Raw genomic sequence first — 26151 nt, 5'->3', positions numbered from 1 at the left:
GTCAGCGGCCCAGGTCGAGAAGCACTGCCGCGGCTGCGTGCCAGCCGTTCATGCCGTGTACGCCGCCCCCTGGGGGAGTCGATGACGAGCAGACGTACAGCGGCTGCTCCTTCTCGGCGCTCGATCGCAGAGGAACCCGGTAGGGGTTGAACAGTCTCGGCCGTGCCAGCTGCTGTGTCCCGGTGAGGGAGCCGCCGCCGATCGCGCCCCCGACGAGGTTCGGGTTCCACTGCTCGAGATCGCTGGGTGAGTTCACGCGCCTGGCAATGATGCGATCGCGGAAGCCCGGAGCAAACTGCTCAATGCGCGATTCGATGACGGCAGCGGTGTCGCCCCGCCATGCGTGAGGCACGTGAGCGTACGCCCAGATCACGTGACTGCCGTCGGCTGCCCGTGTCGGGTCGGCAGACGAAGGCTGGGTGACGAGCACGAACGGTCGCTCGGGCATGCGTCCGTGAGCCACCGCACGCTCGGCAGCTGCTATCTCGGCGATGGTGCCTCCGACATGCACAGTGCCTGCTCTCTCGACACGCGTGTCCTGCCAAGGAACCGGTCCGTCGAGAAGCAGATCGAGCTTTGCCACCGCAGGCCCGTAGTGCCAGGTGCGGAGGCGTCGACCGTACAGCGGATGAAGCCGCTCACCTGCGATCTGGACGATCTGCCTGGGGGTCAGGTCGAGCAGCACGATGTCAGCTGATGACAGCTCGCGAACATCCGCGACGTGGTGCTCGGTCTGAATCTTCGCGCCTGCCTCTTCGGCCGCACGGCGAAGGGCGTTCGAGATCTCCTGTGTACCTCCGCGCGCGAACGGCCACCCTGTGGAGTGCCCGACGCCGCCGAACGCGATCCCGAAGGCACTGGTGAGCGGATGCCCGAGGGGGAGGGTCGCATGTGTCGCGCTGCCGGCGAAGAGTGCTTGGGCTGCGCCCGAGCGGAACACGGTGCGAGCCAGAGCCGACGCTGGCCATGCTCCCCGAAGGCCCAGGCGCGCGAGGAGGAGCGGATGCTCGGGCAGGCGGACGAGGGGGGAGAGGATGCTGGATGCGGTGGCCCGGGGGTTGTCGGTCGCTGGCTGGTGCAGGCGCAGCCATGCCGCTCGATCCACGCCGAGGCCCATTGCCGTCAGATCGGCGTCCTGCTGCAGGAAGGCCGCTCTGCCTCCGGGAAGCGGATGCGCGACCGGGTACTCGGGGTGGACCCATTCGAGCCCATGGCGCTCGAGATTGAGGTCGTCGAAGGCCGGGCTGATGACTCCGAAAGGATGCGCGGCGGCACCTTGATCGATGACGGCTCGATCCCCGAAAGCGGTCACGCTCGATGCAGCGCCCCCGACCGTCGGCAGGCGCTCGAGCACAGAGACAGCGAGACCCGCTCGTGCCAGCACCGCCGCCGCGGTGAGGCCGTTGGGGCCGGCGCCGACGATGACCGCCTTCACTGTGACTCCTCGACAAACCGCTCATGGCACGTCTCGATGCTGATTCGCTCCAGCTCTGCAATCTGCTGCCCGGCTCGATCCGCGAGGTCCTGCAGCAGATCTGCATCGAGCCGTTCCCAGTGCTCGCTGACCTCCATCAGCGTGCGCCACATCGACAGCTTCGCCCGAACCATGCCCGTGAGCACGTCGAGCTCGAGCTGGGCCATGGACCCTCCGCGTATCCGCAGCAGGTTGATGGGGTTCACCTCGCCGCCTGCACGCATGAGACCTGTGAACAGCCGCTTGAGCTTGGAAGGACGAAAGCCGAGGCGTTGGATAATGAGCGCGAGGTCTCGTCGATCGCGGCCGATCTCGTCTCGCAGTGCTTTCAGCGGGGCCTCATGCTGTGTGCCAGCCCATGTGCGGCTTGCAGCGTCGAACGCAGACAGCCCTCCCTCCGACGCGAGCAGGTGCTCGTTGAGGTATGCGCTGAGTCGGGTGTCGGTGTCTGTGGCCTGTCGATCATCCATCGAACGCCTCCTGTCGGGTCCAAAGCAAGCGTTTCGAGTATTCACTCTCGACACAACCCCCTTGCCAGTCTGCAGATGCCTCTTGTGCGCAGTGTGCTCTTCGTGTACGTTCAAACTCGTACGTCTGACCGCTAAGCATGAAAGGAGGAACTCGCGATGAACATCGAAATGACAACTACCGCTGGAGTCCTCCTTCTTGATCGGGCCTAACAGACACTTCGAGTCTGAACCCGAGCCGTCGGCTCTCCTGATGTCGTCAGACGTCACCTCTGGGCACTGACCCGAACGACCTTCCTGTCGTCGCGCATCCGCCCTGCTCCTGCTGTCGCACTTTGCCCATTGCCCTGTGCGCTGCATCGTTTCACCGTGCCGTATCGCGTCCTCGAACGGGCGATACGGCCATGCCAGAAAGAAGAACACCATGTCGAATCCGACACTCGCCATGCCGGCCGCGCGCCGGTTCGCGCTGAGTGCGTCGCGCGTTCTCGAACGCTGGGCTCTCGAAGAGCCCTGCCGAGTGCAACAGCGTCGCGAAGCCGAAGCCTACGAGCAGGCGGCTGCCGATCGTGAGCGCTTCGAACTCGATGCACTCCGAATGAATCCGCTGCGATGATCGCGGCTGACGCGGGGTCGCCCCACTGGGGCGGCCCCGTTTTTCTGTGCGGTGGTGCCACAATGGAGCCATGGACAACCCCACACTCGCAAAGTACATGGACGCAACCCTGCTGAAGCCCGAGGCCACCAGCGCTGACGTCGCCGCACTCGTGGCCGACGCGGTCGAGTTCGGCACGTACTCCGTGTGCGTCTCGCCGAGCATGCTGCCGGTCGAGATCCCGGCAGGCAGCGACGTGAAAGTCGCGGTCGTCACCGGCTTTCCGAGCGGCAAGCACCTCTCGCAGGTCAAGGCCCTCGAGGCAGAGTTCGCAGTGGCACGCGGTGCCCATGAGATCGACATGGTGATCGATGTCGCCGCCGCCGTAGAGCACCGGTTCGATGACATAGAGGCGGATGTCGCAGCGGTTCGCGCGGCTGCTCCGGCGCCCACGGTGCTCAAGGTGATCATCGAGTCTGCAGCTCTCGACGACGAGGGAATCGTCGGCGCATCGAAGGCTGCCGCACGCGCTGGCGCCGACTTCGTCAAGACGTCCACGGGCTTCCACCCGGCGGGTGGAGCATCCGTGCACGCAGTGCGCCTGATGGCGGATGCGGTCGAGGGCAAGCTCGGCGTGAAGGCCTCTGGCGGCATCCGCACCCGTGCTGCTGCGCTCGAGATGATCGAGGCCGGTGCTACGCGTCTCGGTGTCTCATCGGCGCGCGGCATTCTCGAAGACGAAGGTGCCGACACCTCCGGCTACTGATCTGTTGCGAGAAACGCACCGGTTTGACCGTCAAACCGGTGCGTTTGTCGAAACTTCGAGGAGTTCGCCGACCGTGCAGTCGAGCGCTTCGCAAATCGCCGCGAGCGTCGAGAACCTGATCGCGCGTCCGCGATCGTTCTTCAGCACCGACAGGTTGGCGTAGGTGATGTCGACGCGCTTTGTGAGTTCGGTCAACGTCATATCGCGCTCGGCCAGCAGCTCGTCGAGGCGGCAGTGGATGGGGGCGTCGCCGGCGGGCTCCTCCTTGCGGGCCATCAGATGGTCCCTTCCAGGTCGTGCTGCAGTGCCCTCCCTCTGAGCACCAGCCAGCCTCCCAGCCCGATCATCAGCCCCAGCAGCACGAGAGTCCAGTCGGTATCGGTCCAGTCGTGGGATGCGGGCGTCACCCAGTCGGGTGCGGGACCGTGCCGCGGGAGGTTGAGGTAGGCGACCATGATCTGCTCAGCTTCAGCCTTCAGCGCGGGAACCACGATTCCGCTGCCGATTGCCACGACCGCGTTCACGAGCATCGCGACTCCGGCGACGATGCCGAAGGGGCGGCGGCGCAGCAGCTGGATGGCGAGCATCAGCACCATCAGGGATGTGACGCCGCCGGTGATGTAGGGCAGCACGGTCGCGGCTTCGAGCAGCGCGAGTGCCGGGTTCTGGTCGAAAGCTATCGACACGTAGGCGGTCGAGTACTCAGACCAGGCGCCCCCGGGCAGGTCAAGCTGTGGAGTGCTTGTGCTTGCAACACTGACTTCGACTTGTGAAACGCGCACAGTTGCCGTGTGCGCCAGACCACCGTAGACGAGGGATGCCAGTGCGCCCAGGCTGGCGAACACGATGACTGCGATGAGGAGGGTGCGGGAGATGCTGACCCTGACGATTCGATTGACGCTCACGGCGTCTCCTTCTCTAGCTGTATATCGCCAATCGATATACCGATAATCAATATACACACGTGCGCCCCTCTGCGCCAGATGTTGCGAAAAACGCACCGGTTTGACCGTCAAACTGGTGCGTTTTTCGCAACTTAAGGCAGTGAGACAATGGATGCATGACGAAGCTCGCAGATTTCTCGGCCACCACACTCGCAGGCGAAGAGCGTTCGCTCGCAGACTTCGACGGCAGCGTCGCGCTCGTCGTCAACACCGCATCGAAGTGCGGATTCACGCCCCAGTACGCCGGGCTGCAGCAGCTCTTCGACAGCTACCGCGACAAGGGCTTCACCGTCCTGGGCTTTCCGTCGAACGAGTTCGCGGGCCAGGAGCCTGGCGCCAGCGGCGACATCGAAGAGTTCTGCCAGGTCAACTACGGCGTCTCGTTTCCGATGTTCGAGAAGATCAAGGTCAATGGCAAGAACGCCCACCCCCTCTATCAGTGGCTGAAGACTGAGAAGGGTGGCATCCTCGGCGACGCCATCAAGTGGAACTTCACGAAGTTCCTCATCGGACGTGACGGCCAGGTCGTCAAGCGCTACGCATCGAACGTCGATCCGGCCGACATCGCCGCCGACATCGAAACGGCGCTCGCGGCGTAGCAGTGTCGAAACCGCCACGCACCGGCATAGTCACAGTCGTCGGCCGAGACCTCGTCTCGCTTGCGCCCGCTCCCGGCTCGTGGCGCGTCGGCGTGCGTGCTGGCCTGCTCATCTTGGGCGCGCTCGTCGTGCTGCTCACGACAGACCGCATGGACCTCGCCCTCTACGCGTGCTTTGGCGTCTTCACGACACTGTACGGCGGGCGTCTGACTTCACCGACCCGCTGGCGCACGCAGGTTGGAATGGGCCTGCTGCTCACAGCCTCGGCAACGACAGGCGCACTTGTCGCTACGCTCGATGCGCGTGCTTGGGTTGCGATTCCGGTTGCAGCAGCATGGGCCGGATTCGCGGGGTGGCGAAGCGAGGTCGCCTCCTGGCGGCCAGCGGGGCCGATGTTCATGGTGTTCTCGTTTGCGACCATCTCGTCGGTGCCGACCCAGATCGAGACGATTCCTCTGGGCCTTCTTCGTGACGTTCGCCACCGCATCCGTCGCTGTGCTGCTCGGCGCTCTGGAGTCGTGGCTGATGCCAACCCAGCCGCAGCCTTCCCCTCCTGCCCAGCCCAAGCATCCGCTGGTCATGTCGCTGCGCGCTGTCGTCGCGGTGCTGCTTGCCGGAACGATCGCAACGGCAGCCGGCATCGGATACCCGTTCTGGGCGATGATCGCCGCCGTCGTGCGGATCTCGATGCACCGCATCCGCCATCAGGTCGTGCGTTCTTCACACCGCGTAGTGGGCACGCTCCTGGGCCTCGGGCTCTCGGCGGTGATTCTGCTTGGCGAGATCCCGCCGTGGTCACTGCTGATCCTGCTGCCACTGCTGCAGTTTGCGGTTGAGTTCGTCGTGGGGCGCAACTACGCGATGGCCTGCATCTTCATCACGCCGCTTGCGATCGTGCTGACCTACTTGGCGTTTCCCGTGCCGATCGAGTCCCTCATGATCGATCGGCTCATCGAAACCGTCATCGGCGTGGTCGTCGGCATGGGCGTTTCGGCTGTGACGTACCCGCTGCTGCGCAGGTCAGAAGCTGGCCGTGAAGGTGCTGCCGACGACTGATTCTCCACCTCTTGGCGAGAGTTATCCACAGTTGTCCACAGGAAACCGGGCTTTGTGGCGGGTTATCCACAGACTTGTGGACAACTGTGGTGTGCATAACTGCGGAAGGAGTTCAGCGGATGCGCGACGCTAGTTGCGGGTGTCCTGGTCGACGACGGGGGCGACTGTCAGGGTTCCGGTCCGCGTCATCCGCTCTGCTCGACGAGCCTTGATCCACCACGCGAGTCCGATGCCGAACGCGATCAGCGTCGCGATGCTCGCGACCATCACGCCCCAGCGGGCGCCCAGGCCGTTGGCGACGAAGCCGACCAGCGGGGCGCCGATGGGGGTTCCGCCCATGAAGACCGCTGAGTAGAGCGCCATGACGCGACCACGCATCTCGGGTGCGGTCGAGAGCTGCACCATGGAGTTGGCGTTGGTCATGAACAGCTGCGCGAAGAACCCGACAGCAGCCAGCGTCACCGCGAAGAAGATCAGGCCCGGAGCCCACGCCGCAGCTGCGGTGCCGATTGCGAAGAGCCCGAGTCCTCCGATGATGACCGAGTACTTCGGGCGCTCTGACCTCGCCGACAGCAGTGCACCGGTCACCGAACCGATCGCCATAGCGCTCGACAGCAGGCCGAACACTTCGGCGTCGGAGCCGAATTCGAGCGTCATGGTCGAGATGAAAATCTGAAAGTTGAGCCCGAACGTGCCCAGCAGCACGGCCATCAGCATGACGATCAGAATGTCGTCGCGCCGCCGCACATATTTGAGACCCTGCACGATGTCGCCAAAGCCCTTCGCGCCGCGAGGGCTCGGCTCGAGCTCGTCGGTGCGCATCGCGAGCAGGGCGATGATCATCGCCGCAAAGGTCAGCGCGTTGAGCGCGAACACCCAGCCGGGGCCGACGATCGCAATCGAGACACCGGCGACAGCGGGGCCGATGAGGCGCGCACCGTGGAAGGACGCCGAGTTCAGCGCGACGGCATTGGGCAGAAACTTGCGACCCACCAGCTGCGACACGAACGCCTGGCGAGCGGGTGCGTCGATGGCCTGCGTCACACCGAATGCGAACGCGAAGATCTGCACCATCCAGAGCTCGACGACGCCGGTGACGGTGATCGCCGCCAGCGCCACGGCGAGCAGCCCCAGCGACGTCTGCGTCATCAGCAGGATCTTGCGGCGGTCGAACTTGTCGGCGATGAGACCGCTGATCGGCACGAGCAGCAGCTGCGGGCCGAACTGCAGCGCCATGTTGATGCCGACGGCTCCGGCGTCGTTCTCGGTCAGCACGGTCAGCACGATCCATGCCAGTGCCGTCGACTGCATCCAGGCGCCGATGTTCGAGATCAGGGCTCCGAAGAACCAGGCGCGGTAGTTGAAGAGTGTGAGCGACCTAAACATCGCGCTCTGCCAGTCGGAAGAGAATCGGCAGCGCCTGCTCGAGCACGTCGATCTCTTCGGGGCTGAGCGCATCGAGGCGCGCCCGCAGCCACTCGTTGCGGCGCTCGCGGATGTCGTCGATGACCTCGTGGCCGCGCTCGGTGATGGTCAGCAGCTGCTTGCGTCCGTCGGTCTCGTGCGGCGCTTTGCCCACGTACTCGAGCTCGATCAGCCGCTGCACCGACTTCAGCATGCTCGGCGGGGTGATGCCCTCGCGCTCGGCGAGCTCCTGCAGGGTCATCGAGCCGTGCGCGAGCAGGATGCCGAGTGCCGACACCTGCGGAAAGCTGAGCTCTGTGAAGTCGTTGTTGCGTCGCAGCTGTCGCGAGAGTCGCGTCACCGCACGGCGGAGGGAGTTGGGGAGAGGACCGAATTCAGGCACAAATCGTTAGTCTAGCAAATTTGCCAGACTAATTATTCTGACTAACGATCAGGTAGGCTCACTCAGCTCAGTCGAACGACTCCACCGAGACCGACGACACCGACTGCGGCTGGGGCGGGGGAGCCACGACGGGTGCCTCGGGCTGCGGCGCCTGCGTCTGCTGGGGCGGCTTCTGCTGCGTCTGCTGATTGCCGTTGTGCTGCGAGTTCTTGTCGTCGGCCTGGTTCTTGTTGTCAGCTTGGTTCTTCGAGTCGCTCGTGCCGGGCTCGCCCGCACGCTGCATCGCGTCGATGGGATTCGCGATGGGCGTAATGCTCTCGCCCTGGATGCCTGCCGAGATGGTCACGCCAGACTGATCACTGAGGTGAGCCGAGCTCGCCGCGAATGCGGCAGATACGCCGATGACGCCGATCGACAGTGTCGACACGGCTGCTCCGATGACCCATTTGCTCTGCATGACGACAAGTCTCGCGAACGCAGGTGAACAGCGGGGGAGAACCAGATGAGAGACTTCTCATCTGTGCGGCCGAGCGTCAGAGCCGTGCGAGCAGCTCGATCCCCATCCGCACCATCGCCAGAGCCGTCTCGACATTGCCGCGTCCGGCTGGCAGAATCGCGTGCCCCATGATGTGCACCCCGAGCACGTGTCGCAGCTCGTCGGTGCGCCACCGCTCGAGTGCGTCGAATGCAGTCGCACGGATGCCCGAGGCATCGAACCCAGCAGCCTCCCGCAGCGCGACGGTTGCGACCAGGTGCCCGATGAACGCGGCTTCGTCGTCGACGGGATTGCCGGTGCCGGTCGTGTCGACGTCGATGAGTCCTGAGATCGAGCCTTCGCTCATGAACAGCTGCCCGATGTGCAGGTCGCCGTGCACTGTTGCCGTTCGCTGCTGGGGCATGGGCTCGCCGAGCTCGGCGATCAGCGCTTCCACGAGCGCCGCGAAGGCCTCGTCGCCGGCAGCCGCAGCACGCAGCCGAGCCGAGTACCAGTCGACGCGACGTGCCAGGGATGCGCGCGCATCCCGCTGCAGGTCGACTCCCGCAAGGCGCGTGCGAACCAGGTCGATCTCGTCGAGCACTGCGTCAGCAGACATGTCGTTGACGGTCTTCGACAGTGCGACGCCTGCGGCCGACTCCATCGCGATGAGTCCGAACTGGCCCCACGCGATGATGCGGGGCACCGGAAGGCCGGCATCGGCCAGGGCGGTGTGCACGCGGGCAAGCTCTTCGACGACCTTGGGGCGCACGACCTTCAGGAAGGTGTCGCTCTCGGTGCCGCGCATCCGAAAGACTGCTCGCTTGCCCGCGCGGTACGCCAGCAGGTGCGGCGAGCCCGTCAGCTGCAGTCCCATGCGCTCGAGCAGCACTGCCGCCGAGTGGTCGAAGCTCGCGGGCGCGAGTGCGGGGAGGCGCGGATCGGCAGGGTGCAGCCAGATGCGCGCCTCGGGCTTGTCGGGGTCGCCCAGGACGAGCCCGGTCTCCTGCTCGACGCTGCGGCCGGAGGTGTCGACGTACCAGTTCGTGGTGGTCGTGCCCTCGGCATTGGGGTCGTCGAACGCGGTGGCCGCCGACTCGAGCACCGAGAAGCCGGCGATCGCGCCGTCGCCGTAGGGCTCAGAGCTGATCAGCTGCGGCTCGTCGAGAAAGCGGTCGCCCAGGGCGTCGTCGAGCAGCTCGCGCTCGGTGGGTTTCATCTGCACAGTACGATCACACCAGACTTCGCACCAGCGCGCGGGGCAGGTGAGGATCTTCTCACCTGTCAGGCATCGATCACACAGACAGGCGACAATGGACAGGTGACCGAACAAGCAGCCACCCGGCGTCGCCGCACGATGCCGGCGATCTCAGTGCGAGCGCGCATCGTGGGCGTCGTCGCGCTGCTGTCGCTTGTCGGCATGCTCATGGCTGGCGGCTCTGCGTACTTCATCGACCGCCAGCGGCAGTTCGACCAGATTGACGGCAACCTCTACTCAGCCCTCGAAGCGGTGCAGTTCGCGGTCGGCGACAGCACCTGGCGCAGCGCCGACGAGGCCCTCGAAGCGGTCGTGTCGCGGCCGTCGCTCGATGACAACACGGGCATCCTCGGCATCGTGAACGACACCGCCGCCATCGTGCCCGGCCTGCCGCTCGACGTGCAGCTCGAGACCTTCGAAGGCTTTGTCGATCGAGTCGTCGCCGAAGTCGACGGGCAGAACTCCGTGCTCGGAACATTCTCGAACGAGAAGGGCTCGCTGCGCTATCTCGCGGTGCCGATCTCGGTCACCGATGCCGACGGCAACGTGAGCGGGCCCGTGATCTACGTGATCGCCTACGACCTCGAGCGCGAGCTGACCGAGCTCAACGATGCGGCCGGCATCTTCATGATCGCGTCGGTGATCGTCGTGCTGCTGATCGTGGTGATCGGCATGTGGATCTCGGGTCGCCTGCTGCGGCCGATCGGCGAGATGAGCGCGCTGGCCCAGCGAATCTCGACGGCGAATCTCGATGAGCGGATTCCCGTCACGGGTCGCGACGACGTCTCGCGGATGGCGCAGACCGTCAATGAGATGCTCGACCGGCTCGATGCTGGCCTGATCTCGCAGCGCCAGCTGATGCAGGACGTCGGGCACGAGCTCAACACCCCGATCACGATCGTGCGCGGCCACCTCGAGCTGCTCGATGTGAACGATGCCGCAGAGGTCGAAGAGGCCCGCGAGATCTCGATGGACGAGCTCGATCGCATGGCCGGACTCGTCGACGACATCCGCCTCGCTGCCAAGCTGCAGGACCCGAAGCAGTTCGACTTCGACCTCGTGAACATTCCCGTCCTGGTCGCCAGCCTGCAGTCGAAGGCGCGTGCCGTGCAGGGCATCAACCTGCACGATGGCCCACAGGTGCCGCAGGTCGGCGTGATCGGCGACGAGGCCAAGCTGACGCAGGGCATGCTGCAGTACGCGGCCAACGCTGCCAAGTACGCACCCGGCGACGTGACGATCGGCGCGCGCTTCGGCGAGCCCGGATACATCGACCTGTTCGTGCGCGACAGCGGCGAGGGTGTCGCCGACGAGCTGAAGGATGCGGTGTTCGAGCGGTTCAACCGCGGCACCAGCGGCGAGCGTGCATCCGGGTCGGGTCTCGGTCTCTCGATCGTGCGCGCGATCGCCGAGCGACATCGGGGCGGAGCCTGGGTGCGAGACGCGCATCCTGGCGCCGAGTTCGTGCTCACCCTGCCGATCGCGGTTCCAGAGCAGCATGCAATTCATCACAAGGGGGCACCATGGCTTCAATCCTGATCGCAGAGGACGAGGATCGCATCGCCTCGTTCGTCGAGAAGGGACTCAAGTCGGCCGGCTACGCGACGCGCGTTGCGGCGACCGGTCCTGAGGCGCTCGAGCTCGCGCTCAGCGACGAGTTCGATCTGCTCGTGCTCGACATCGGGCTGCCGGGCATGGACGGCTTCGAAGTGCTGCGCAGCATCCGCGGCCAGGGCTCAAATCTTCCGGTGATCGTGCTGACCGCACGCGGCGGCGGAGCCGACACGGTCGCGGGCCTCGAAGGCGGCGCCGACGACTACATGGCCAAGCCGTTCAGGTTTGACGAGCTGCTGGCGCGCATCCGTCTTCGCATGCAGACCACGCAGGCGAAGACCACTGAAGGCGAGCTCGTGCACCGCGGGCTCGAGCTCGATGTGCGAACGCGTCGCGCGAAGATCGACGGCACCGAGATCGACCTCTCGGGGCGCGAGTTCATGCTCGCAGAAGAGCTGATCAGGCACGCGGGCCAGGTGCTCTCTCGCGAGCAGCTGCTCTCACGCGTCTGGGGCTACGACTTCGACCCGGGCTCGAATGTCGTCGACGTCTACGTGCGGTATCTGCGCAACAAGATCGGCGTCGACCGCATCGAGACCGTTCGAGGCATGGGCTACCGCATGGTGTGAGTCGGCGGTCAGCGGCTGAGATTCAGCCGCGACCGCGTGCTGCTCGCTGAGCCATGCGGATCAGCTTGAGCGCGCGCTCGGCGTTCTCGATCATCACGGCGCGGTGGGCGTGGCCGATCAGGTGCACCGCGGTCAGCGCACGAGCGCGCGACGAGTGGATCCAGCGGCGGTCGGCAGCGTCTGCGAGCAGCCCGAGTGCCTGAGCGGCGTCGGAGTAGCCCGCCTCGTCATTGATGAGCGCGCTGGCGATGGCATGGCCGATGAAGTTCGCGGCGTCGTTCTCGGGCTCGCCGAGGCCGGCGGTGTCGACGTCGATCACGCCCGAGACGCGGCCGTCTTCGAAGAACAGCTGGCCGATGTGCAGGTCTCCGTGGATGCCCTGCAGCCGCGACGTGGGCGCGTGCTGCACGGGGCCGAGCGTGAGCGACAGGTCTTCGAGCTCGGCGCGGTGCTGCGGCAGCGCGACCATCAGCTGCTCGAGGAACCAGTCGATGCGAGTCGCGACGGATGCGCGGGCAGGGCCGGTCAGACCGGCTTCGGCGAACTGCTCCCTGAGGGCGTCGATCGCGTCGAGGATCACCTCGGGCTCGGCTGCCATGACGGCGTCGGGGCCGGGGGTGCCCTCGCTGGTCGCGATGAACAGCGCACCGCCGTCGGTGTAGCCGATGACGCGGGGCACGGGCAGGCCGGACTTGCGGAGTGCGCGGTGGTGCTGGGCGAGCGGATGCGCGACCTCGGGCTGCATGAGCTTGCAGAACACGTCGCCATCGGCGTGCGTCATGCGCACGACCGCACGGCGGCCCCGTCGATGAGCCAGCACCGTGACATCGACGGGAGGCCGGTAGCCGAAGGCTGCGAGCGCCTCTGCCGCGCCCTCCGGGGTCGTCAGATGCTCGAGCTCTGGCAGGGCAGGGTCAGCAATCACCCCACCATTCAACCGGAAATGCGCGATTTCTGCGCGGGTTCGTCGGAGAGGCCGCGCATTCGATTGTTCAGCGAGGTGAAGACCTCGAGCATGACCTCTGCCTGACTGCGATCGAGGTGGTCGATCATCAGCTCGTCGACCAGGCGTGCATGCAGCGGGCGTGCCTTGCGCAGCACGCGTCTTCCGTCGGTCGTCAGGATCGCCCAGATGCCGCGCTTGTCGCTGCCCGATGCCTTGCGCTCGATCCAGCCGCGCTTGGCCAGGTTCGTCGCGCGGTAGGTGAGCCGTCCGGGCGCGAACGCGAGTTCGCGTGCCAGCTCGCCCATCCGCATCCGCTCGTCCGGCGCCTCTGAGAGCAGCAGCAGCATGTTGAAGTCGCCCATGTCGAGGCCGCTCGCGGTCTTCATGCGGTGCTCGAGCTCGGCGACGAGGCGCCCCGATGACTCGATGTACGCACGCCACGCCTTCAGGATGAATGCTCGGTCGTTCTCGCTGTCGCCCATGTCAGCTGCCCAGCAGTGTCTCGAACGACTCGAAGTCGCTGCCGGTCGGGTCGAAGGGGTCGCTCTTGCGCTGATGCGGCATCAGGATCATCGTGTCTGCCAGTTCGGCGCCCGCGCGGTCGACGCGGCTCTGCAGGCCGGAGTCGTTGCCCCAGTCTTCGCTCGCCGCATAGACGCCGGTCGGGATGACGTGGCCCTTGAGGTAGGCGAAGAGCGGTCGCATGGCGGTGTCGAGCACCATCGAGTGGCGGATCGAGCCGCCGGTGGCGCCGAGCAGCACGGGGATGTTGACCAGAGCGTCGTTGTCGATGATGTCGATGAACGACTTGAACAGGCCCGAGTACGACATCGTGAAAGTCGGCGATACGGCGATGATGCCGTCTGCGCCCGTCACGTCTGCGACTGCCTGCTTCACGGCGTCGGTCTCGACTTGCGTGACCATCACGTTGGCGATGTCGGCCGCGAACTCGCGCAGCTCGACCACCTTGACGGTCACGGTGTGACCCTTGCTCTCGAGTGCCTTTGCGGTGCCCTCAGCGAGCCGGTCGGCCAGCATTCTGGTCGACGACGGCTCGCTCAGACCGGCTGCGATGACAGCGAGGCTGTAATGGGGCATGTGCTCACTCTCCGTTCTGGCGCGAGATTGCCGCACCTGTGTCAACATCATCGCGCACCTGCTGCTCACCCGCTCGTGTGCTCTCGGCCTGCTTCGCCTCGACGCGTGCTGCGTGCGTCGGTGCGTCAGGCACGCCCGGGGCGCGCATCCGGTCGAACTCCTGGCGAAGGACGGGCACGACCTCCTTGCCGAGCATCTCGATCTGGTCGAGCACCATCTCGAGCGGCAGGCCGGCGTGGTCCATCAGGAACATCTGGCGCTGGTAGTCGCCTGCCCACTTCTGGAAGCCGAGCGTGCGCTCGATCACCATCTCGGGGGTGCCGACTGTGAGCGGCGTCAGCGTGGAGAAGTCTTCGAGGCTGGGGCCGTTGCCGTACACCGGTGCCTTGTCGAAGTAGGGCCGGAAGAGCTTCTTCGCTTCTGCTTCGGTCTCGGCCATGAACGCCTGGCCCCCTAGGCCGACGATCGCCTGCTCGGGTTCGCCGTGACCGTAGTGCGCGAAGCGCTTGCGGTAGAGCTGGATCATCTGAGCTGTGTGCTCGGGGTTCCAGAAGATGTTGTTGTGCAGGAATCCGTCGCCGTAGTAGGCGGCCTGTTCGGCGATCTGGGGCGAGCGGATCGAGCCGTGCCACACGAACGGCGCGATGCCGTCGAGCGGAGCGGGCGTCGATGTGAAGCCGGTCAGCGGCGAGCGGTGCTTGCCAGTCCAGTTGACGACCTCTTTGTCCCAGAGCTCGCGCAGCAGAGCGTAGTGATCGACTGCGAGGGAGATGCCGTCGCGGATGTCGTAGCCGAACCACGGATAGACGGGGCCGGTGTTGCCGCGGCCGAGTGTGAGATCCATGCGGCCGTCTGAGAGGTGCTGCAGCATCGCGTAGTCTTCTGCGATCTTCACGGGGTCGTTCGTGGTGATCAGCGTCGTAGCGGTCGAGAGGATGAGCTTCTCGGTCTGCGCTGCGATGTAGGCGAGTGTCGTGGTGGGGCTCGACGAGAAGAAGGGCGGGTTGTGGTGCTCGCCGATAGCGAAGACATCGAGGCCGACCTCTTCTGCCTTGAGGGCCATGGCGGTTGCCGCTTTGATGCGGTCGTTCTCAGTGGGGGTCTTCCCCGTAGTCGGATCGGTCGTGATGTCGCTGACCGAGAAGATTCCGAACTGCATGCTTGACATTGTGTGCCTCCCGTTTCGCTAGCCTAGCGCATTTGCTTCAAATCTGAAATAGATAACGGGAGGGCGGCGAAACTATTCCCGTCGAAGGCGCGAAGCGACCTGACCGATTCGGCGGGCGGTGCGCTGGGCGATGGCTCGAGGGGTCGATGTGGCAGCGGCGGCTGCGATCCCCGCGACCAGGGAGCGCTTCTGGTTGACCAGTGCGGCGTCGCGTTCGGCGAGCACGTTCGACCCGCCTGTGGCACGAGGCTTCTGCAGCAGGTCATGATCGAGCGCTACGAACGGCGAGCCCAGCTGCACAACAGAGCCGTGTTTGACGTCGTAGTAGTCAGAGCCCGAGGAGTACATGCCCTGCATGCCGGCGCGTGCGCCGATCAGGTGCGGGTGGAACCGCTGTGTGACCATGTAGTCCCCTGGCCCCGACGGGAATCCGGTCATGAGCTGGCTCACGCCCCTCGGCTCGAAGAACGGAAAGCGCTGCGACAGGCGCTCGAATGCGAGCAGGTCGCGGCTGGTTCCCGTCCAGAACACGTGCCTGTCGAAGTCTCCGACGAATCCGGCGGACAGGGCATCGACCACGCCGTGCCCGGTTGCGTCGGCCCGAAGCGAGAGATGCAGGGTCTTGTGCGATGAAGGCTGCGCCTGCACGCGCTGCATGAACACGTCGTCGAGACCGCGAGCGGGAGACGCATGCAGCTCGTTCTGCAGCAGGAACTCGTGGGACCAGTCGTCGCGAACCTCGAACAGGTCGAATTCGCCGAATGCGCGACGCGAGAGCGTGTCGTCGGATGCCGGCGCCTCGAGGGGGCCGAGGCCGAGGCCCGTTGCCACCAGCCGGCACCCCGTGAGCTCTTTGGCTGCGAGACCGAGTCCGACCATGAAGCCGTGTGTCGGCCAGCGGTTGTTGAGGTATCCGCCGCCGTGCAGGTGGTAGACCTCGAGGCCGCTGATGATGCCCGCCAGAGGGTGGTCTCTGTTCTCAGGCTGCGAGAGGAACTCGTAGCCCTGGCGAACGGAGTCGAAGAACTCAGGGTCCTGGCGGATTCGCGCTCGGCGCACGTGGCTCGAGAACTTCACGCCCGGGTAGCGATCGCCGAAGAGCGAGTAGAGCACTCGGTGGTGGCCGCCCTCGATGCGAACCCGAGGCGTTGGCACTCCAGACTGGCGCGTGTACCAGCGCAGCCACGACTCGAGAATGAGCTCGTCTCCGTAGTTGGGAACACCGCCGCCGCCGACGATCAGTACGGTCTGCTCGCTGCTGCTCATATCCACCCGCTGCAAAGTATGTCGATCTGAAGGGCAACACTGAGCCCGCGTACACGTTGCGTGCAACTCTACATCGGCAGGGCAAAGGCCGCTGGCCTGCGCGTGCTTGCCGCCCTCGACTGACTCCTGCGCCACTATGTTGGAGAGCGAAGGGGGGTGCTGATGACCAGCTTTGAAGTGATTCGCTCAGACACTGCAGTCACCGCGAACGACGGCACCGAGCTGTACAAGTACGTGTGGGAGCCCGGTCGATTCGCGGGCCAGGTGCTGCTGTTGCACGGTTTCGGCGAGCATGCGCTGCGCTACGAGCACGTGGCGCAGTTCCTGGTGCACAACGGCTACCGAGTCATCGCCTACGACCAGCGCGGACACGGAGCGACAGGGCTGCGCCAGTGGGGCGGAGACTTCGGTCGTCTCGGCAGAGTCGGGCCGGGCGGTCAGCGCGCTGTCGTGGCCGACGCCAAGACGATGCTCGAATCGATGCGCGATGAGCACCCCGATGTGCCGCTCGGCATCATCGCTCACTCGTGGGGTTCGCTCACGGCCCAGACGCTCATCAACGATGACGCAAAGCTCGCTGACGCCGCGGTGCTCACCGGCACAGCATGGCGGCGGTTCGGCCGGATGAACTCCGGTGATCTCAACAAGCGCCACGCCCACCTCGGCACCACAGGAGGCGAGTGGCTCACTCGCGACGAGGAGATGGTCGCAGCCTGGCTCGCTGACCCTCTCACGATCGAGGTGACTGTGCTGAAGCTGCTCGGACCCATCGAGTCGCTCAAGCTGCTCGGGCGACCCGCTCGAGAACTTTCTCAAGACCTGCCGCTGCTGATCGCATCCGGATCCGATGACGCGATCGGCGAACCGAGCTCGCTGCAGCAGCTCGGCGATGACTACCGAAACCGCTCGGGCCTGACCGACGTGACGGTCAAGGTGTTCCCGGGCGCACGGCACGAGATCCTGAACGAGACCAATCGTGTCGAGGTGCTTGCGTACATCGAGACGTGGCTGACAGATCGACTCGGACTGTCGCAGGTGTGACCCACCGCGTATTCTGAAAGGCATGGAGGCTCGCATGGGTCTTCGAGAAGAGAGGCAGAACTGTGCACGGTGAGTACAAAGTTCCCGGAGGGAAGCTCGTTGTCGTCGATCTCGAAGAGATCGACGGAAAGATCGCGAACTTTCAGCTGGCAGGCGACTTCTTTCTCGAGCCTGACGAGGCGCTGCAGGCCATCAACGACGCCGTCAACGGGCTCAGCACATCCACTCCGGCAACGGCCATCGGCGATGCCGTTCGTGCCGCGCTGCCGCCTGAGGTCGAGCTGCTCGGCTTCACGCCTGAGTCAGTGGGGGTTGCGATTCGACGCGGGCTGAAGCATGCGAGCTCGTTCTCCGACTACGACTGGACGATCATTGACGACGTCGCGCGCGAGCCGATCGAGAACGTCGCGCTCGACGAAGTGCTGACCCACGAGGTCGCAGCGGGCCGCCGCGGGCCCACGCTGCGATTCTGGCGCGTCAACAAGACCGGCCTGTACATCGGCTCGTTCCAGTCGTTCCGCAACGAAGTCGACATGCGCGGCGTTGAAGCACACGACGTGCAGGTCGTGCGCCGCATCACTGGCGGCGGCGGCATGTTCTCCGAGCCCGACAAGGTCATCACGTACTCGCTGTATGTTCCGGGCGAGCTGGTGCAGGGCATGAGCTTCCAGGACTCCTACGAGTTCCTCGACTCGTGGGTGCTCGAGGGTCTTCGCGAACTCGGCATCGATGCGCACTACGCACCGCTCAATGACATCACGTCACCCCAGGGCAAGATCGGCGGGGCCGCGCAGAAGCGTCTCGGCTCGGGCGCGGTGCTGCACCACGCCACCATGTCGTACGACATCGACGCCAAGAAGATGCTCGAGGTGCTGCGCGTCGGCCGCGAGAAGATGAGCGACAAGGGCACCACGAGCGCCGACAAGCGTGTCGACCCGCTGCGCACGCAGACGGGCATGTCGCGCGAAGACATCCAGGCATCGCTGATCGCGACGTTCCGCAAGCTGTACGGCGGCCGCGACGAGCTGGTCTCTGACGGCGAGCTTGACGAGATGCGCGAGCTGATCGAGTCGAAGTTCTCGACGAAGGCCTGGCTCAAGCGCGTCCCCTAGGAATGTGCGAAAAACGCACCGGTTTGACTGTCAAACCGGTGCGTTTTTCGCACATTACGGGAGGGTGGGAATTGTCAGCACCCCGAGGTTCATCCAGATCACGATCGACGCTGCAGCAAGCGCGAGCGTCAGCAGCAGCGTCGTCGTGATGGCGATGTACATGCGCTGCTCGCGGCCGGTGGTGATGCGCCGGAATCCCCACGCGATCGGCACGCCGACACACGCTACGGCGACTGCCACGAAGATGGCGACCCAGTGCGGGATGCACGCCAAGACGGCGAGCGCGAGCGATCCGGCGACGGCGGCCCAGGGGCGGCGTGACATGTCGGCCTCTGGCCTGGAGGATTCGTCCTCGGCCTCGGGGGCGACGCGTTCGGGAAGCGGAACCTGCGCGGGGGCACGCAGTTCGCCTCGGCGAACCCGCTCGATGTGCGCGCGACGCTCGTCATCTCGGTCGTAGGTCATGTCAGCTCGTCGTTCGGGTCAATGTTCTGCGGATCGTCATCGTCGAACTGCTCGATGATGTCGATCGGGCAGGTTGCTACATCAAACGATTCGTGGGCCGGCACGATGGTACCGAAGGTTCCCGTGACGATCGGGTCCGCCTTCGGTGCAGCAGTGTATGCGACTCCTGCGGAGGCGATCATGACCAGAGCGATCGCCACGATCTCGAGTCCGCCGACCGCCTCATGCAGCAGCAGAACTGCGAATGCTGCGGCGACAGCGGGCTCGAGTGCCATCATGACGCCGAACACGCGCGTCGGGATGCGCCGAAGCGCCACGAGCTCGACGCCATAGGCGAGCAGGCTTGACAGCAGTGCGATGAGGCCCATCGGCAGCAGCACCGTCGGATCGGCCGACACGTCGCGAACGAACGGCACGATCGCGAACGGCAGCACGACTATGGCGCTGACCATCAGCGCGATGGCCAGGCCCTTCAAACCGGCGACGCGCTGGCCGACCTGCTTCGACGCGATGATGTAGGCGCCCCAGCAGACGCCCGCGAAGGCAGCCAGCAGGATGCCGACGGGATCGATGACCCCGCGAAACGATTGCAGCCCGATCAGGACGATGCCGAGCAGTGCGATGAGCACCCAGATCAGCTCCCTGAAGCGCTTCGACTGCACGAGCGAGACGGTCAGCGGGCCGATCAGCTCGATCGTGACCGCGACCCCGACCGGGATGCGCTCGATGGCGAGATAGAACGTGAAGTTCATGCCGGCCATCGTGGCTCCGAGCAGCAGCATCCACGCCCAGGTGCGGCCTCTGAACGCCAGCAGGTTCGGCCGCGCGACGAGCAGCAGCACAGCGGCTGCGATCGCGAGGCGGCCGAAGGTGACGGATGCCGGGTCGGCTCTGTCGAACGTCGACTTTCCGACCACAGAGCCCAGCTGCACGCAGCAGACCGAGATCAGCACGAGGCCGACTCCGATCAGCATGCTGGTGCGTGGCTTCATGACTCCATTCTGGTGTGTTCGCCACTGTCTCGCACGCTCCGAGTTGTGCAGGTCGCACAAGGAGTGCAAGAGGCGTCTTCGCGGGCGTTGTGCCGTGTGACAACGTTCTGTCGCGCTGGCCAAAGCCCGCATAGCCTGAAGACATCGATGATGGAGGCGAAGTGTCGCGTATAGATGTTGAATGGCTCGGCCGTGACTTGCTGGGCAAGTGGGCTGATGAACGTCTGGGAGGCCGAGCGAAGGCAGCCGACCCGAAATACCAGCGCATCCTCAACCAGACGATGGAAGACCACCGAGACCGCGTCATGGGTCAGATGCACGAGCTCGCCGCCGACGGTGCGGTGCGCGCAGCGTTCCCGGAGTCGGCAGGCGGAGACAGCAACCACGGCGGCAATATCGCCGCGTTCGCAGAGCTCTTCCTCGCAGACCCGAGCCTGCAGATCAAAGCGGGCGTGCAGTACGGCCTCTTCGGTGCGGCGATCCTGCACCTCGGCACCGCTGACCACCACGAGCGCCTGCTGCCCGATGTCGCGAGCTTCAAGATCCCCGGCGCGTTCGCCATGACTGAGAAGGGCCACGGCTCTGACGTTGCGGCCATCGGCACCACTGCGACGTACGACGCGGATGCGCAGGAGTTCGTCATCCACACGCCGTACCCGGGTGCGAAGAAGGAGTTCCTCGGAAACGCAGCCCTGCACGGTCAGGCCGCTGTCGTCTTCGCGCAGCTCATCACCCAGGGCGTCAACCACGGTGTGCACGCCTTCTACGTGCCCGTGCGCACGCCGGAGGGCGAGCTGCTCGACGGCATCGTCGCACACGACGACGGCTTCAAGAACGGCCTGAACGGCATCGACAACGGAGGCTTCACGTTCACGAACGTGCGCATCCCGCGCCACGACCTCCTGAACCGCTACGGCGCTGTCGACGCCGACGGAACATACTCGAGCACCATCGACAGCCCCGGCCGTCGCTTCTTCACGATGCTCGGCACGCTCGTGCAGGGTCGCGTCTCGCTCGACGGCTCTGCTGTCGTGGCGTCGAAGGCGGCGCTGTCGATCGCCATCCGCTATGCGCTGCAGCGTCGCCAGTTCAACCAGTCGAGCGACGAGAAGGAAGAGCTGCTGCTCGATTACCGCAGCCACCAGCGTCGTCTGTTCACGCGTCTCGCGAAGACCTATGCGATGAGCTATTCGCACGAGGTGCTGCTGCGCAAGTTCGACGGTGTCTTCTCGGGTGCGGAAGACACGCCTGAGAGCCGCGAGGATCTCGAGACGCTCGCCGCCGGTCTGAAGTCGCTGTCGACATGGCATGGGCTCGACACGCTGCAGGAGGCTCGCGAAGCCTGTGGCGGCGCTGGCTACATGGGCGAGAACCGGTTCGGCTCCTGGTACGAGGATCTCGACATCTACACGACCTTCGAGGGCGACAACACGGTGCTGCTGCAGCTTGTCGGCAAGCGCCTGCTGGGCGACTTCTCGAAGCAGTTCAAGGGTGCTTCTGCCGCTTCGCTGGCACAGTTCGCAGCCAAGGAGTTTGCCGGACGTGCTGCGGCGCAGGTCGGTCTGCATGTCGTGCGCCAGGACATGCATGACATGGGGAACCCTGCCAGGGCTGCTCGTGAGCTGCGCAACACCAAGTGGCAGACCGAGCTCTTCGAGGATCGCATCGAGGTTATGGTCGCTGACATCGCCGGACGCCTGCGCAAGGCGCCGCGCGATGACAAGGCCAAGGCCGCTGCGATGTTCAATGACGAGCAGAACCAGCTGCTCGAGGTTGCTCGCGCATGGGCTGAGCTGCAGCAGCTGAACGCCTTCAACGCTGCTCTCGAGCGCATGCCTGAGGCGACGCGCAAGATCATGACCTACGTTCGCGACCTGTTCGCGATGACCATGATCGAGTCGCACTCCGGCTGGTACCAGGCGAACGGGCTGCTCTCGGGTCAGCGTGCGAAGGCGGTCACCTCGACCATCGAACGCCTGCTGCAGCGCATCCGTCCGCACGCAGAAGACCTGGTCGACGCGTTTGGCTACGGCGACGACATCCTGCGGGCTCCGATCGCAACGCAGGCCGAAGGAAAGCGTCAGGCCGAGGCGATGGCGCACTACAGCGAGCTGCGCGAATCGGGCGATCTTCCGGTCACCGAGAAGGAGCTGCGTGCCAAGGCCAAGGCCGAGGAGAAGGCGCGTGCCAAGGAAGTGGCTGCCGCCAGCTGAAGCCCCGGGGCGTGAAGAAGGGGGAGCGATGATTCGCTCCCCCTTCTGTCATGCGCTGACGAGTCAGCGGCGTCCGAAGAACTGGCCGAGCCAGTCGCCCAGGTCACCGAAGAAGTCTCCGAGCCAGCCTGTGACGGTCTCGAAGAGACCGCCGATCCAGCCGAAGAAGCCGCCAGAGCGCTGCTTGTCGATCTCGACCTCGAACTCGACGCTGTCGAAGCTCGAGTTCAGGTCGGCGGTCTGCACTGCGTAGACGCCATTGCCGAGGTCGGTGACCTCGACGCCCACGCCTGCGTTGACGGCAGTGACCGACGAGACCTCGTGGCCCTTCTTCACCTGCACCGCGATGCCGACGGTGTGGGCGCCGAAGACGGCGTCACCGCTGTCGCTCACGGGAGTGAAGACCTGGCCCTTGCCGCGCTCGGCTGCGAAGACCTCGTCGTTGTTGAAGAAGGCGACGCTCGCCTTGCCGCGACCCTTGCCCGTGATCTCGGCGATCACCTCGACCGTCGAGCTGCGGAACTCGGCTGCAGCCGAGCTCTCGCCGGCCTCGGCCACGGTGATGGCTCCTGCGTACAGGTCGATCGCGGGGATCACGCCGCCGGGCGTCTGCTCGCCCGTGACCGGATCGATGTAGGTCACATCGGTCTGGCCGCGGTGCTCGCGAGTCGTCGGCAGGTGCTGGTCGTCAGCACCCTGCACGGTTGCGCCGCCGCCGGGAACCGTGAAGAACACATCCGCCGGTCCTGCAGCGACACCGGTGAAGGTGTGCAGGCCGTCTGCGTTCAGCGTGGTGCTGAACCAGCTGCCGTCTGCATCACGCAGGTAGACGTATCCGGTGTTGTGCGCATCCGTGTATCCGTAGACGTCGCGAACCGAAGTGTCGTAGACGCCGTCGACGACGCGGTCGCTCCAGAACTCGACGCTTGCCTCGGTCTGGATCTCGACCAGCTCGACCGACCAGCTCACCACGGCGAAGCTCGAGCCGAGGGGCTCGGTCTGCACGTTGTAGGTGCTGCCCGACGCGGCGAGGTCGACCGGCTTGCCGCTGCTGGTGGCAGTGACCGATGCAATCTCGTACCCGGCGGCCGGTGTGACCGTCAGGCTGAACGCGTGTGCGCCGAATGCCTGCTGGCTCGACGAACCGGGGTGCACGGGGTACTGAGTGCCGGATGCGTTCGATGCGGTCTCGAAGACGTCGCCGTTGTTGGCGAACACGAGCTGTGCAGCATCGGGAGCCGCAGTCTCGCCGTCGACCGACACGGTGGCGTTGGTGTGGATCATCGTCGAGCGGAACTGCTCGACGTCGGTCTCGACGCCAGCCTCTGACACTGTGGCCGTGCCCTGCAGCAGGGGAGTGGACGACGGGATGCGCGCATCCGTCGTCTCGCCCGTTGCGGGGTCGACGTAGGTCACGGGCTGTCCGCCGTGCTCGGTCGTGCGTGCGAGGTGCTGGTCGTCAGCGTTCTGGACGGTGCCGCGGGTGTTGGCCAGGGTGAAGAACACCTTCGCCTCGCCCTCGGCTGCGCCGGTGAACGTGAACTGGCCGTTCTCGTCGGCGCTCGTGCTGAACCACTGTCCGTCTGCATCCTGCAGGTAGACGTAGCCCGAGTCGTTCAGGCGGTCGCCCTCACCGAAGACGCCGTCGACGACGCGGTCGTTCCAGTACTGCACGGTCAGTTCGGTGACCGGCGGCACGGGTGCGATCTCGATGTTCCAGCGCACGACGTCGAAGTTCGAGCCGAGGTCGGTCGTCGACACCGTGTAGGTGCCGTCTGCCTCGGTGAATGCAACGGCGTCGTCACGGTCGGATGCGGTGATCGAGACGACTTCGTAGCCTTCGGCGACTGCGACCGAGAGGCCGAAGTCGTGGGCGCCGAATGCCTGCTGTGCCGTCTCTGAGGCACTCTGCTTCGGGTAGTGCAGTCCCCTGCTGTTGCGAACAGCTTCGAATGCGTCGCCGTTGTTGAAGAACGACACCTCAGCGAGGTCGGCGTCGGCCGTCTCGCCGTCGACAGTCACGGTTGCGTTGGTCATGACCATCGCGCTGCGGAACTCGAATGCATCAGCATCTGCGCCAGCCGTCACGGTGCCCTCGAAGAAGGTGCCCGACTGGGGGATGCGGGTGTTCTCGATGAGCACGCCGGTCGACGGGCTGATGTACGTCACGCCGGTCGTCCCACGAGGCTCGGTGGTGCGAGCCAGGTGCTGGTCGTCGGCGTTCTGCACGGTGCCGCGGTCGTTCGACAGTGTGAAGAACACGCGTGCCTCGCCCTCGGCGATGCCTGCGAAGCCGAACTCGCCGTTGTCGTCAGCGGTGGTGCTCCACCACTTGCCGTCTGCATCCTGCAGGTAGACGTATCCGGTGCTGGGCGCATCCGTGCGTCCGTCTTCGTCGGTGACCGAGGTGTCGAAGACGCCGTCGACGACGCGGTCGTTCCAGAACTGCACGGTCGCCTCGGCGCCTGCGGGCTGCTCTGCGATGACGATGTTCCACTTGATGATGTCGAAGCTTGTCGTCAGCTCAGTCGTCTGCACCGTGTAGACGCCGTTGGCCTCTGTGACGGTCATCTCATCGCCGCCGTTGGCCGGGGTGACCGAATCGACTCGATAGCCCTCGGCTGCCTCGACCTTCACGCTCACTGTGTGGGCGCCGAGCGACTGAGCGCGGCTATCGTCAGTGCCGTGCAGCGGGTAGATGTAGGTGCCGTTGCCGCCGATGCCGGTTGCGAACCACTCGTCGTTGTTCGCGAACTCGACCGATGCGTAGTCGCTGCCGACAGCCTCGCCGTCGAGCGTGATCTCGGCGTTGGTGCGCACGAGGCTCGTGCGGAAGTCAGCGGTCTCGCCCTCAACGGCCTCTTCGGCCACGAATGCGGTGCCCTCGAACAGCAGCTGTCCGCCAACGCGCGACTCGCGGTGCTCGCCCGTCGCGGGGTCGATGTAGGTCACGGGGTGTGTGTAATGCTCGCGGGTCACAGGCAGGTTGCGGTCAGACGCGGCGTCCTGCACCGTCATCTGCTCGTTGCTCACACCCATGAGCACCTTCGCCTCGCCGGCTGCGATACCGGGGAACGAGAGCAGGCCGTCTTCGCCTGCCGTGGTGCTCCAGTACTCGCCGTCTGCGTCGATGACGTAGACGATTCCGCTCGTGGCGGGCAGTTCGTCCGTGCGCCCGGACTCGTCGGTGACCGAGGTGTCGTAGACACCGTCGACGACGCGGTCGGCCCAGTATCGAACGTTGAGCTCGGTCGAGGCGACCGGCTCAGTTTGCTCGGTGAACGCGACCGTCCAGGCGATCGTGCCGGTGCGACGGGGCAGGTCTGCCGCCTGCACGGTTGCCGATGTGCCGTCAGTCGTGACGGGCAGCTGCGTGTTGCCGGCGGATGCGGTGGCCGAGTGGATCGCGTACCCCTCGGGTGCATGCACGGTCAGGGCAGGTGCTGAGATGCCTGAGGCGCTGCCCGATGCGTCGACCGCGTTGTAGCGACCGGGGGAGTTGTTGGCCCAGCGCTCGGCTGCAAGCTCTGCGGCGCCGTTGGTGAACGAGAAGTCAATGCTCGGGTCGGCGTCGATGACGGTGCCCTCAGCGTCGACGATCGAGACGGTCGCCTGGCTCTTGGTGGTCGAGACGGCGGCCTGGTGCTCGGTGACCTGGCCCTCTGCGAGGGTGACCGATGCGGTGTAGTAGTTGCCCGTCAGGTTCAGGTTGCTGACGACGACCTCGCCGGTCTCCTCGTCGATCTTGTGGGTCTCGACCTGGCCTGGACCTGCCTCGACCGCGAGGCGGTTGCCGTCGGCATCGGTTGCGACCTTGCCCGAGACTGCGCCGCCCGAGTAGAGGATCTTGGCTTCGCCGGGTGCCATGTCGGGAAACACGACCAGCTCGTTCGAGCCTGCTGCGGTGTTCCAGAGCGTGCCTTCTGCATCCTGCACGTAGACGCGAGTGCTTGTGGGGATGGGGTCGTCGGCGTCGCGCACGTTGTTGAGCGTGAAGTCGTTGAAGTAGTTGAGAACGAGCGATGTCTGGTCGGTCGGCACGTCGAGGGCGGGCGTCGGTGTGAGCGCTGCTGCGCCCGTCGATGCCATGCCAGTCAGCGGTGCGGCCAGACCGACAGCCAAGGCACCGGCCAGCGCGACCTGCGCTGTACGACGCCACTTGGATGCGGATGCAAGCACGGTGGATCCTCCTGATGGGGCAGAATATGGGACGACCCAAGCATTCT

The 26151-nt window shown here is 65.4% G+C and carries 25 protein-coding genes; 9 read left to right on the top strand and 16 right to left on the bottom strand.

The annotated features are described in order from the left end of the window. Position 1: 1 nt before the first annotated feature. Both CZ674_RS02095 and CZ674_RS02090 read right to left on the bottom strand, forming a co-directional pair. Positions 2-1435, bottom strand: coding sequence for a phytoene desaturase family protein (locus CZ674_RS02095; RefSeq protein ID WP_086990795.1), 1434 nt, complete (start codon positions 1433-1435; stop codon positions 2-4). Beyond that, entirely contained in the window at positions 1432-1944 is a 513-nt protein-coding gene (locus tag CZ674_RS02090) for a hypothetical protein (RefSeq protein ID WP_086990793.1), read from the bottom strand. The genes CZ674_RS02095 and CZ674_RS02090 overlap by 4 nt, the downstream gene beginning before the upstream one ends. Before the next feature lie 421 nt (positions 1945-2365). Here CZ674_RS02090 and CZ674_RS02085 point away from each other — a divergent pair, with 421 nt between their 5' ends. Both CZ674_RS02085 and deoC read left to right on the top strand, forming a co-directional pair. After that, positions 2366-2557 (top strand): hypothetical protein, encoded by a 192-nt coding sequence (locus tag CZ674_RS02085; RefSeq protein ID WP_086990791.1) that lies wholly within the window; start codon positions 2366-2368, stop codon positions 2555-2557. Positions 2558-2627: 70 nt separating this feature from the next. Beyond that, the gene (deoC, locus tag CZ674_RS02080; protein WP_086990789.1) at positions 2628-3302 is read left to right on the top strand and encodes a deoxyribose-phosphate aldolase; all 675 of its coding nucleotides are present in this window, start codon (positions 2628-2630) and stop codon (positions 3300-3302) included. Between the two features lie 30 nt (positions 3303-3332). On the opposite strand, the gene CZ674_RS02075 is transcribed toward deoC, so the two are convergent. Both CZ674_RS02075 and CZ674_RS02070 read right to left on the bottom strand, forming a co-directional pair. Beyond that, positions 3333-3578 carry a helix-turn-helix domain-containing protein gene (locus CZ674_RS02075; RefSeq protein ID WP_086990787.1) on the bottom strand — a complete coding sequence of 82 codons (246 nt, stop codon included), beginning with the start codon at positions 3576-3578 and terminating at the stop codon, positions 3333-3335. Next, positions 3578-4207 carry a hypothetical protein gene (locus tag CZ674_RS02070; protein WP_086990785.1) on the bottom strand — a complete coding sequence of 210 codons (630 nt, stop codon included), beginning with the start codon at positions 4205-4207 and terminating at the stop codon, positions 3578-3580. Before CZ674_RS02070 ends, CZ674_RS02075 begins: the two co-directional genes overlap by 1 nt. 155 nt (positions 4208-4362) lie before the next feature. On the opposite strand from CZ674_RS02070, the gene CZ674_RS02065 reads away from it, so the two are divergent. Then, positions 4363-4845 (top strand): glutathione peroxidase, encoded by a 483-nt coding sequence (locus CZ674_RS02065; RefSeq protein WP_086990783.1) that lies wholly within the window; start codon positions 4363-4365, stop codon positions 4843-4845. 468 nt (positions 4846-5313) lie between these two features. Further along, complete coding sequence (locus CZ674_RS02060; RefSeq protein ID WP_159456867.1) at positions 5314-5901, top strand: FUSC family protein; 588 nt, start codon at positions 5314-5316, stop codon at positions 5899-5901. Between the two features lie 129 nt (positions 5902-6030). Here CZ674_RS02060 and CZ674_RS02055 read toward each other — a convergent pair whose 3' ends face one another. The 4 genes from CZ674_RS02055 to CZ674_RS02040 all read right to left on the bottom strand — a co-directional run bounded on the left by CZ674_RS02055 (position 6031) and on the right by CZ674_RS02040 (position 9402). Continuing rightward, positions 6031-7287, bottom strand: a complete 1257-nt coding sequence (locus tag CZ674_RS02055) for an MFS transporter (RefSeq protein WP_159456866.1) — start codon at positions 7285-7287, stop codon at positions 6031-6033. Continuing rightward, positions 7280-7708 (bottom strand): MarR family winged helix-turn-helix transcriptional regulator, encoded by a 429-nt coding sequence (locus tag CZ674_RS02050; RefSeq protein WP_086990777.1) that lies wholly within the window; start codon positions 7706-7708, stop codon positions 7280-7282. The genes CZ674_RS02055 and CZ674_RS02050 overlap by 8 nt, the downstream gene beginning before the upstream one ends. 67 nt (positions 7709-7775) lie before the next feature. Then, positions 7776-8165 (bottom strand): hypothetical protein, encoded by a 390-nt coding sequence (locus CZ674_RS02045; protein ID WP_086990775.1) that lies wholly within the window; start codon positions 8163-8165, stop codon positions 7776-7778. 76 nt (positions 8166-8241) lie between these two features. Continuing rightward, on the bottom strand, positions 8242-9402 hold the full coding sequence (locus CZ674_RS02040; protein ID WP_086990773.1) for a phosphotransferase family protein: 1161 nt from the start codon (positions 9400-9402) through the stop codon (positions 8242-8244). A gap of 102 nt (positions 9403-9504) precedes the next feature. On the opposite strand from CZ674_RS02040, the gene CZ674_RS02035 reads away from it, so the two are divergent. Beyond that, entirely contained in the window at positions 9505-10980 is a 1476-nt protein-coding gene (locus tag CZ674_RS02035; RefSeq protein WP_143244595.1) for a sensor histidine kinase, read from the top strand. After that, positions 10965-11624, top strand: coding sequence for a response regulator transcription factor (locus CZ674_RS02030; protein WP_086990768.1), 660 nt, complete (start codon positions 10965-10967; stop codon positions 11622-11624). The genes CZ674_RS02035 and CZ674_RS02030 overlap by 16 nt, the downstream gene beginning before the upstream one ends. Before the next feature lie 22 nt (positions 11625-11646). Here the strand turns inward: CZ674_RS02030 and CZ674_RS02025 are convergent, their stop codons facing one another. The 5 genes from CZ674_RS02025 to CZ674_RS02005 form a co-directional block, all read right to left on the bottom strand. Further along, on the bottom strand, positions 11647-12549 hold the full coding sequence (locus CZ674_RS02025) for a phosphotransferase (protein WP_086990766.1): 903 nt from the start codon (positions 12547-12549) through the stop codon (positions 11647-11649). An 8-nt stretch (positions 12550-12557) separates the two neighbouring features. Next, positions 12558-13052: a MarR family winged helix-turn-helix transcriptional regulator gene (locus CZ674_RS02020; protein WP_086990764.1), complete on the bottom strand. Its 495-nt coding sequence runs from the start codon at positions 13050-13052 to the stop codon at positions 12558-12560. Position 13053: 1 nt separating this feature from the next. After that, a complete protein-coding gene (locus tag CZ674_RS02015) occupies positions 13054-13668 on the bottom strand; it encodes an FMN reductase (RefSeq protein ID WP_086990762.1) in 615 nt (204 codons plus the stop codon). 4 nt (positions 13669-13672) lie between these two features. Continuing rightward, a complete protein-coding gene (locus tag CZ674_RS02010; protein WP_086990874.1) occupies positions 13673-14827 on the bottom strand; it encodes an LLM class flavin-dependent oxidoreductase in 1155 nt (384 codons plus the stop codon). Between the two features lie 81 nt (positions 14828-14908). Then, a complete protein-coding gene (locus tag CZ674_RS02005; protein ID WP_086990760.1) occupies positions 14909-16102 on the bottom strand; it encodes a polysaccharide pyruvyl transferase family protein in 1194 nt (397 codons plus the stop codon). 162 nt (positions 16103-16264) lie between these two features. Between CZ674_RS02005 and CZ674_RS02000 the strand changes: the two genes are divergently transcribed. Beyond that, positions 16265-17143 carry an alpha/beta fold hydrolase gene (locus CZ674_RS02000; RefSeq protein ID WP_143244594.1) on the top strand — a complete coding sequence of 293 codons (879 nt, stop codon included), beginning with the start codon at positions 16265-16267 and terminating at the stop codon, positions 17141-17143. 62 nt (positions 17144-17205) lie between these two features. Beyond that, positions 17206-18255: a lipoate--protein ligase family protein gene (locus CZ674_RS01995; RefSeq protein ID WP_086990756.1), complete on the top strand. Its 1050-nt coding sequence runs from the start codon at positions 17206-17208 to the stop codon at positions 18253-18255. 54 nt (positions 18256-18309) lie between these two features. Here the strand turns inward: CZ674_RS01995 and CZ674_RS01990 are convergent, their stop codons facing one another. Both CZ674_RS01990 and CZ674_RS01985 read right to left on the bottom strand, forming a co-directional pair. Next, positions 18310-18720: a hypothetical protein gene (locus CZ674_RS01990; RefSeq protein ID WP_086990754.1), complete on the bottom strand. Its 411-nt coding sequence runs from the start codon at positions 18718-18720 to the stop codon at positions 18310-18312. Beyond that, positions 18717-19712 (bottom strand): EamA family transporter, encoded by a 996-nt coding sequence (locus CZ674_RS01985; protein ID WP_159456865.1) that lies wholly within the window; start codon positions 19710-19712, stop codon positions 18717-18719. Before CZ674_RS01985 ends, CZ674_RS01990 begins: the two co-directional genes overlap by 4 nt. Before the next feature lie 161 nt (positions 19713-19873). On the opposite strand from CZ674_RS01985, the gene CZ674_RS01980 reads away from it, so the two are divergent. After that, complete coding sequence (locus tag CZ674_RS01980) at positions 19874-21925, top strand: acyl-CoA dehydrogenase family protein (RefSeq protein ID WP_234988380.1); 2052 nt, start codon at positions 19874-19876, stop codon at positions 21923-21925. 63 nt (positions 21926-21988) lie between these two features. Here the strand turns inward: CZ674_RS01980 and CZ674_RS01975 are convergent, their stop codons facing one another. Further along, complete coding sequence (locus CZ674_RS01975; RefSeq protein ID WP_086990748.1) at positions 21989-26104, bottom strand: hypothetical protein; 4116 nt, start codon at positions 26102-26104, stop codon at positions 21989-21991. Positions 26105-26151 lie beyond the last annotated feature (47 nt).

The organism is Agrococcus casei LMG 22410, assembly GCF_900163565.1.
GTDB classification, from domain to species: domain Bacteria; phylum Actinomycetota; class Actinomycetes; order Actinomycetales; family Microbacteriaceae; genus Agrococcus; species Agrococcus casei.
This window is presented reverse-complemented; position numbering and strand designations above follow the sequence as displayed.